The sequence below is a fragment of the Allochromatium warmingii genome, assembly GCF_900107145.1.
Lineage (GTDB): Bacteria > Pseudomonadota > Gammaproteobacteria > Chromatiales > Chromatiaceae > Thermochromatium > Thermochromatium warmingii.
The window spans coordinates 24,827-32,918 of the sequence record NZ_FNOW01000032.1 but is presented as its reverse complement, the minus strand read 5'-3'; the positions used below and the strand labels follow the sequence as shown (position 1 = coordinate 32,918).

Below are 8,092 nucleotides of genomic sequence, written 5' to 3'. Positions count from 1 at the left end.
GTTCGCGCTCTGACTTCGTGGACTCGCGTAGCTCCTGACGAATCGCGGGCGTGGTGCGGGCGTTGCGATGTAGGTTCAGATTCATGATTAGATGTCCCGTCAGGTCGCGGATGGTGTCGTCGGCAGTCGCCGCTTGGTCGTCTTCAGCTCATCACTGAGTGTGCGCAGTGCCTCGCGGGCTTGGAACAAAGGATAGCTCCTTTTCGGAATATAATCCCACGGGACGGAACAGGTACAACTTTATTTTTAAAGTATTTAAAAAAGCAGAATTAAAAATAAATTTTTCAAAGAATTTAAATTCTTTGTGTATTTTGTGTTCTTTGCGCCTTTGCGGTTTAAAAAAGCGGTCAAATTTTATTCACAATTCCAGCGCCGCCAGCAGCCGATCAATGTCCTCAGCCGTGTGCGCGGCGGAGAGCGTCACCCGCAGGCGTGCGGTGCCCTCGGGAACGGTCGGCGGGCGAATCGCTGTCACCAATAAGCCAGCGGCTTCCAACGCTGCGCTCCACGCCAATGCTTGTGCTGCACTGCCGACGATGATTGGCTGAATCGGCGTCGATGAATCCATCAATTGCAATCCGATTCGTGCCGCGCCGGTGCGAAACCGCTCAATCCATTCAGCAAGTCGTTCGCGTCGCCAAGTTTCGCGGCGGGCGATGGCGAGGCTAACAAGCGTCGCTTCCGCCAACGCGGGCGGTGTCGCCGTGGTGTAGATGTAACTGCGGGCGCTCTGAATCAAGGTCTCAATCAGCTCCTCGGAACCAGCGACAAATGCGCCAAAAGTGCCGAATGCTTTGCCGAGCGTGCCCATCAAAATCGGCACATCATTGAAACCAAGTCCGAAATGATCGAGTGAGCCGCGCCCATCACGGCCGAGCACGCCGAGTCCGTGCGCGTCATCGACCATCAGCCACGCACCGGCATCGCGGGCAAGCGCGGCCAATTCGGGCAATGGAGCCAGATCGCCGTCCATGCTGAAGACGCCATCGGTGACAATCAGCCGCGCTGATTCTATCTTGAGCAAGCGGTGCAGCGCGGACGCATCGGCGTGTGGATAACGGCGCAGACGCGCTCGCGCCAGCAACGCGCCGTCGAGCAAGGACGCATGATTGAGGCGATCTTCAAATACCGTGTCATGGCGTCCGGCCAATGCGCTGATGACGCCCAGATTGGCCATGTAACCCGTCGAAAACAGCAGCGCACGCGGACGGCCCGTAAACTCGGCGAGCGCCTCTTCGAGCGCCTGATGCGCCCGACTGTGACCATTGACCAGATGCGCCGCGCCACTACCCACGCCCCAGCGTTGCGCCCCATCGCGCAGCGCGGCGATCACGTCGGGATGATTGGCCAACCCGAGATAATCATTGCCGCAAAAACTCAACAGCGCCCGCCCATCGACCCGCGCCTGCGGCTGCTGTGGGCCGTCCTGAAGGCGGCGACGACGATAGAGCGATTGGGCTTGGAGCGCATCGAGACGCGGGCGCAGATTGTCCATTGTCTGCGCCTTAGAGCTGGATTTTGTGCTCAGTGATCTTGTGACAGGCACCCGGCTCGGTGCGCTCGGCGGCGACCTGCTCAAAACTCAGGCCCAGCCGCTCGAACAGCCGCCGGTCGCGGTTGGATTCGGCATTGGGCGCGGTCAACAACCGCTCGCCGTAAAAGATCGAATTAGCGCCAGCCAAAAAGCAGAGTGCCTGCAATTCGTCGCTCATTTCACTGCGACCAGCGGAGAGCCGGATATTCGAGCGCGGCATGATGATCCGCGTTGCGGCGACCACGCGCACGAACTCAAACGGATCGAGCGCAGCGACGCCAAACAGCGGCGTGCCCTCGACCTGCACCAGCAGATTGATCGGGACAGACTCAGGATGCGCCGACAGATTAGCCAGTTGCTGCAACATCGACGCCCGATCACGGCGCGATTCACCCATACCGATGATGCCACCGCTACAGGTCTTGAGTCCGGCGGCGCGGATGTGTTCGAGCGTGTCGAGCCGATCTTGATAGGTGCGGGTGCTGATGACCTGACCGTAGAACTCGGGCGAGGTATCGAGATTGTGATTGTAATAATCGAGTCCAGCCGCCTTGAGCCGCTGCGCCTGTGCTGCCGTAAGCATTCCGAGCGTGACACAGGTTTCCATCCCCAGCGCATGAATCGCCTCGACCATCGTGATCACCTGTTCGAGATGACGGTCGGTCGGATTGCGCCAAGCTGCGCCCATACAGAAACGGGTCGCGCCCTGAGCCTGCGCGGTGCGGGCGGCATCGAGCACGGTGTCGAGCGGCAAAATGCGCTCCGGCTCGACCGCTGTTGCATGATGAGCACTCTGACCGCAATAGCCGCAATCCTCGGGACAGGCTCCGGTCTTAATGCTCAAGAGCGTGCTGACCTGAATGCAGTTCGGATCAAAGTGGGCGCGATGTAGGCTCTGCGCAGCGAAGAGCAAATCGTTGAACGGCTGATCGAGGATCGCTTCGATCTCGGCAAGCGACCAATCGTGACGCAGAGCAGATGCTGGTGGAGACAGAACAACGATAGTGGATGACATAAGCGGCAAACCAGTCAGGCGCAAAAGCCGTCACTTTAAGCGGGCTGACTGGGTTGTCAACTGATTTGGGCATAAGAAGTTGACAAGTGGGCTTCCAGCGAGACGTGACAAAGCTGGCGCTTCGTCACGAAAAGACCAAAGATTTTTTCTGCGTAATTCCGCGCTTTCAGCGGCGAAAAAACTGACACACCCGCCCCCCTCTTGACATCGCCCGTTTTGCGATTACAGTGTTAGCACTCACTCAGAAAGAGTGCTAATAACATCAACCCTCTGTTTGCACAGGAAATCCAAGCGTTATGAACCTGCGTCCATTACATGATCGTGTCGTTGTCCGTCGCACTGAAGAGGAGCGCACCTCCGCTGGCGGCATCCTGATCCCTGACAGCGCGACCGAGAAGCCGAGTCAGGGCGAAGTGATAGCCGTTGGCAAGGGTAAAATCCTCGAAAACGGCGAAATTCGGGCGCTGGATGTCAAAGTTGGCGACCGCGTGCTGTTTGGCAAATATTCTGGCACCGAAGTCAAGGTTGGCGACGAAAAGCTGCTCGTCATGCGCGAAGACGACCTAATGGGCGTCATCGTCTAATCCGCCATCCGCTCCCGACCATCCCACATCTATCCACATTGAGAGACAGATTACACAATGACCGCGAAACAGATTTTTTTCAGTGAAAATGCCCGCGTCCGCATGTTGCGCGGCGTTGATGTGCTGGCCAACGCCGTCAAAGTCACACTCGGGCCAAAAGGCCGCAACGTTGTGATCGAAAAATCCTGGGGCGCACCGACCGTGACCAAAGATGGCGTCTCGGTCGCCAAAGCCATCGAACTGAAAGATAAGTTCGAAAATATGGGCGCACAGATGGTGAAAGAAGTCGCGTCCAAGACCTCCGATATCGCCGGTGACGGCACCACGACCGCGACGGTGCTGGCGCAAGCGATGGTGCGCGAAGGCTTAAAATCGGTCGCTGCGGGTATGAACCCAATGGACATCAAGCGCGGCATGGATCAGGCCGTCGAAGCAGCGATCAAAGAACTGCAAGCCCTATCACGTCCGTGCTCAACGAATAAAGAGATCGCGCAGGTTGGCACCATCTCGGCCAATTCGGATGAGTCGATTGGCGAGATCATCGCGGAAGCGATGGAAAAGGTTGGCAAAGAAGGCGTCATCACGGTCGAAGAAGGCAAATCACTGCATAACGAACTCGATCTAGTCGAGGGGATGCAGTTCGACCGCGGCTATCTCTCGCCCTACTTCATCAACAATCAGCAAAGCCAAAAAACGGAGCTAGATGATCCGTTCATCCTGCTCTATGACAAAAAGATTTCTAACATCCGCGAGCTGCTGCCGGTGCTCGAAGGCGTCGCGAAGGCCGGTAAGCCGCTGCTGATTATCGCCGAAGATATCGAAGGCGAAGCCCTCGCGACGCTGGTGGTCAACAATCTGCGTGGTATTCTCAAAGTGTGCGCGGTCAAAGCGCCGGGTTTTGGGGATCGCCGCAAAGCAATGCTGCAAGACATCGCCGTGCTGACTGGCGCGACCGTGATTGCTGAAGAAGTCGGCTTGTCGCTGGAAAAAGCCACGCTCAACGAGCTGGGCACCGCCAAGCGCGTCCAAGTTGCCAAAGATGACACCACCATCATCGACGGCGCGGGCGCACATGCGGACATCAAAGCGCGTTGCGAGCAAATTCGCGCACAGATCGAGGAAACCACCTCCGATTACGACCGCGAAAAGCTGCAAGAGCGACTGGCCAAGCTTGCCGGTGGCGTGGCCGTGATTAAGGTCGGCGCGGCCACTGAAATCGAGATGAAAGAAAAGAAAATGCGCGTCGAAGATGCGCTACACGCAACACGGGCGGCGGTCGAAGAAGGCATCGTACCCGGCGGCGGTGTGGCGCTGGTGCGGGCGCTCACCGCAATCAAGAATCTTCAGGGTGCAAACGACGATCAAACCGTTGGTATCGGTATTGCGCGGCGGGCGATGGAAGAGCCGCTGCGTCAGATCGTCGCCAATGCCGGTGAAGAACCGTCGGTGATTCTAAATAAAGTCGCTGATGGTTCCGGCAGCTTCGGCTACAACGCCGCGAACGGTGAATTCGGTGACATGATGACGATGGGCGTCCTCGATCCGACGAAGGTGACGCGCTCGGCGCTGCAAAATGCTTGCTCGGTGGCCGGTCTGATGATTACCACTGAGGCGATGATCGCCGATGAGCCGAAGCAGGATAAGGCATCAGCCGCTCCAGCTGGCGGCATGGATGATATGGATTACTGAGGCGGATTAAATCGCTTCGCGTAGGCGGGGCGGATCGTCTTAAAAACCCAGTCAAGTTTGAGTGCTTGGTTGGGTTTTTTTATGTTGTGTTCTGTGCAGAAAAATAGGGGTTTAATAACCTTATCGATTTAATTTACTGGTCACAAAGCCCTCACTTCGTGACCAGTCATTTGCTTAAACTTTACACCGACAACGCCCGCAAATAGGCGGCAAACCGTTCGCCGAGTTCTGGATGCGTCAACGCATATTCAACCGTTGCTTCTAAATAGCCGAGCTTGCTACCGCAATCATAGCGTTTGCCTTCAAATGGATAGGCAATGACCGGCTCATCTTTAAGCAGATCGGAAATACCATCGGTCAATTGAATTTCACCGCCTGCACCCTTACCGGTCTGTTCGAGCTTGTCGAAAATACGCGGGGTGAGCAAATAGCGCCCAACGACGGCTAAATTCGACGGCGCATCGGCTGGATTCGGCTTTTCGACAATGGACACCACGCGCATCGTGCCATCGGCATCGGTCTCAACCTGAACAATGCCGTATTTATTCGTCTCTTCGCGTGGCACTTCCTGCACACTTAGCACGCTGCAACCGTGACGCGCATGAACATCAGCCATCTGCGCAACCACACCCTTTCCAGGCGAGCGGATTAAATCATCAGCCAAAAGCACCGCAAATGGCTCGTCGCCCACTACCGGCTTGGCGCAGAGCACGGCATGACCTAAACCGAGTGCCACCGCTTGGCGCACATAAATGCAGGACGCTGAACCAGGCAATACCCGGCGCACAATTTCAAGTAGCTGATCTTTGCCAGCGCGTTCTAATTCTGATTCCAGCTCATAGGCGGTATCAAAATGATCTTCAATTGAGCGTTTATTGCGACCGGTGATAAATACTAATTGATCTGCGCCACCAGTTTCTGCTTCTTCAGCAGCGTATTGAATTAAAGGTTTATCGACAATCGGCAGCATTTCTTTGGGGCTGGCTTTGGTCGCGGGTAAAAAGCGGGTGCCCATGCCGGCGACCGGAAACACCGCTTTACGTACTTTGGCCATGTATTCAATTCTCCAGACAATTCAGACAGGATTGATTGATCGCGTCGAGCGCCGACAGCGGATCAGTCGCTTGCGTGATCGGACGCCCGATCACTAAATAATCCGCACCCGCCGCTAATGCTTCAGCGGGTGTCATCACCCGTTTTTGATCGCCGAGCGCCGCGCCCGCTGGACGCACGCCCGGAGTGACGAGCCGGAAGTTTGGCCCGAGTCCGGCACGCACGGACGCGGCTTCATGCGGCGAACAGACAATGCCATCCAGCCCAGTAGTGTGCGCCAACTGCGCCAACGCGAACACGCGCTCATGCGGCTCACCCGCGCAGCCGATAGCCGCGAGATCAGCGCGGTCAAGGCTGGTCAGCACGGTGACACCGATCAGCAACGGCGGATGTGTACACTGATTCAGACGATCACGCGCCGCTTCGAGCATGGCGCGACCGCCCGAAACGTGTACATTCACCATCCACACGCCGAGATCGGCAGCGGCGGCACAGGCGGCGGCGACCGTGTTGGGGATGTCGTGGAATTTGAGGTCAAGAAACACCTCAAAGCCGAGCCGCTGAAGCTGCTCAACGCAGGCTGGCCCGAAGCGGGTGAATAATTCTTTGCCGACTTTGAGCCGACACCGCGCCGGATCGAGCTGTTCAGCCAGTGTGAATGCCGAGGCGTCACTGGCAAAATCGAGGGCGACGATAATCGGTTTAATGGGTTGAATTGATTGAATCTGTGTCACGGAATTGCGCTGGTCTGTTTAAATCGGAATTGAGACAGGATTAACAGGATGCTTCAGAATGAGCAGGATTAAGATAATTTAAAAAAATCATCCTGTTCATTCTGAAAAATCTTGTTCATCCTGTCTTGTTTTTTTATTTTTTATCACTCACGCTGACGGCTGAATCGCATCTGGAAGCACCGCAACTACAGTTCCCCAATGACGACAACTCGGGCATTGCCAATGCAGCGCCCGCGCCTGAAATCCGCAATGCTCGCATTGATAAATAACCTGACGTTGCAATAAATGTCGCGCCACACCCAGCGCCACCCGCGCATAGCGATGCGCTCGCCCATCCGGATCGGACGCCTGCGCCCGCAGTGCTAAAAACCGCTCTAATACCGCCAGATCTGCCCAATGCGCCAGATAATCAGCCAGCAAATCGAGCGCCGCTTCGGAACCGCGTGCCTGCTCAATGCGCTCACTCAGCGCCAGCAACAGCGGTGGGCTGGCATGTGTCGCGGCCAAAGCTTCCAGCGGCGCGATCACATCCGCGCCCAGTCGTTCCAGCGATTCAATCAGCGCCGGCAAAATCTCTGGAATATAGGTCGCGCCTCGCGCTGCGACGCGCTCAAACAACGCCGCTGCGGTCGCCACCTCATCGGCTTCGAGCGCCATAAACCCTTCGAGCAGGGTCGCTCGCACACAATGCGCTTCGAGTTGTCGCGCCTGCCGTAGTTGTTCCCGCGCTGCGGTCACATCCTGCCGCCGCCGCGCTTCTTCGGCTAATTCACAATGATAATGCGCGATCTCCGCTGCTAACTGCTGACCGCTCAGAGCTTGCAGTTGCGCGGCCACTTCCAAACAGCGCCGCCAATCGCGCTCGCGCTGATACAGATCGCGCAGGGCGTGCAGTGCCCGCTGACTGTGTGCGCTCAACGCGGATAATTCCTCAAATAACATCTCAGCGCGATCCAGCAGACCGGCGCTCATGTAATCCTGTCCCAGCTCAAACAGCGCACTGCCGCGCAAATCGGGACTCAACTGCGCCCGCTCGACCAAATTTTGATGCAGCCGAATCGCACGATCGACTTCGCCGCGTCGCCGAAACAAACTACCGAGCGCCAGATGGGTTTCGGCCGTTTCGTTATCGACCTCAGCCAGATGCAAAAACAGATCGAGTGCTTTATCCGGTTGTTCTTCGAGCAAATAATTCAGGCCGCGCAGAAAATCGGGATGCGCCGACGGACGCGGCGGACGTATACGACGCGCATCACGCTGCGCCAGCCACCATCCCGAGGCCGCTGCAACCGGCAAGAGCAAAAACAATAATTCAATCATCAGTCTTGCGCGAAACGCTGCACCCGGTAAGTCGCCCGTTGCGCACAGACTAAGCTGTGCGGTTTTTCGGCGTGAAAGTGGCCCCAATCATACAGATAAGCGCCACAGCTCGCATGACTTGGGGACTTGTCATGCAACTTTGAGCTTTCAGCGTTTTTCAGCG

At 56.7% G+C, this 8,092-nt stretch carries 7 protein-coding genes; 2 read left to right on the top strand and 5 right to left on the bottom strand.

Going from position 1 to position 8,092, the window contains the following annotated elements; all coding sequences use genetic code 11:
- Positions 1-358: 358 nt before the first annotated feature.
- A complete protein-coding gene (gene bioF / locus BLW10_RS09995) occupies positions 359-1,495 on the bottom strand; it encodes an 8-amino-7-oxononanoate synthase (protein WP_091334387.1) in 1,137 nt (378 codons plus the stop codon).
- Positions 1,496-1,505: 10 nt separating this feature from the next.
- The gene (gene bioB, locus BLW10_RS09990) at positions 1,506-2,549 is read right to left on the bottom strand and encodes a biotin synthase BioB (protein WP_091334385.1); all 1,044 of its coding nucleotides are present in this window, start codon (positions 2,547-2,549) and stop codon (positions 1,506-1,508) included.
- A 296-nt stretch (positions 2,550-2,845) separates the two neighbouring features.
- On the opposite strand from bioB, the gene BLW10_RS09985 reads away from it, so the two are divergent.
- Entirely contained in the window at positions 2,846-3,133 is a 288-nt protein-coding gene (locus tag BLW10_RS09985; RefSeq protein WP_091334383.1) for a co-chaperone GroES, read from the top strand.
- Between the two features lie 57 nt (positions 3,134-3,190).
- Positions 3,191-4,822: a chaperonin GroEL gene (gene groL / locus BLW10_RS09980; protein ID WP_091334381.1), complete on the top strand. Its 1,632-nt coding sequence runs from the start codon at positions 3,191-3,193 to the stop codon at positions 4,820-4,822.
- Between the two features lie 181 nt (positions 4,823-5,003).
- On the opposite strand, the gene galU is transcribed toward groL, so the two are convergent.
- From galU to lapB, 3 genes are all read right to left on the bottom strand, one after another.
- Complete coding sequence (gene galU, locus BLW10_RS09975) at positions 5,004-5,876, bottom strand: UTP--glucose-1-phosphate uridylyltransferase GalU (protein WP_091334379.1); 873 nt, start codon at positions 5,874-5,876, stop codon at positions 5,004-5,006.
- Positions 5,877-5,880: 4 nt separating this feature from the next.
- Positions 5,881-6,609 (bottom strand): orotidine-5'-phosphate decarboxylase, encoded by a 729-nt coding sequence (gene pyrF, locus BLW10_RS09970; RefSeq protein WP_245709314.1) that lies wholly within the window; start codon positions 6,607-6,609, stop codon positions 5,881-5,883.
- A gap of 147 nt (positions 6,610-6,756) precedes the next feature.
- The gene (lapB, locus tag BLW10_RS09965; protein ID WP_091334377.1) at positions 6,757-7,929 is read right to left on the bottom strand and encodes a lipopolysaccharide assembly protein LapB; all 1,173 of its coding nucleotides are present in this window, start codon (positions 7,927-7,929) and stop codon (positions 6,757-6,759) included.
- Positions 7,930-8,092 lie beyond the last annotated feature (163 nt).

Excerpts from the sequence above, each read along its gene's own strand:
- bioF (WP_091334387.1), bottom strand. The coding sequence starts at position 1,495 with ATGGACAATCTGCGCCCGCGTCTCGATGCGCTCCAAGCCCAATCGCTC.
- bioB (WP_091334385.1), bottom strand. The coding sequence starts at position 2,549 with ATGTCATCCACTATCGTTGTTCTGTCTCCACCAGCATCTGCTCTGCGT.
- BLW10_RS09985 (WP_091334383.1), top strand. The coding sequence starts at position 2,846 with ATGAACCTGCGTCCATTACATGATCGTGTCGTTGTCCGTCGCACTGAA.
- groL (WP_091334381.1), top strand. The coding sequence starts at position 3,191 with ATGACCGCGAAACAGATTTTTTTCAGTGAAAATGCCCGCGTCCGCATG.
- galU (WP_091334379.1), bottom strand. The coding sequence starts at position 5,876 with ATGGCCAAAGTACGTAAAGCGGTGTTTCCGGTCGCCGGCATGGGCACC.
- lapB (WP_091334377.1), bottom strand. The coding sequence starts at position 7,929 with ATGATTGAATTATTGTTTTTGCTCTTGCCGGTTGCAGCGGCCTCGGGA.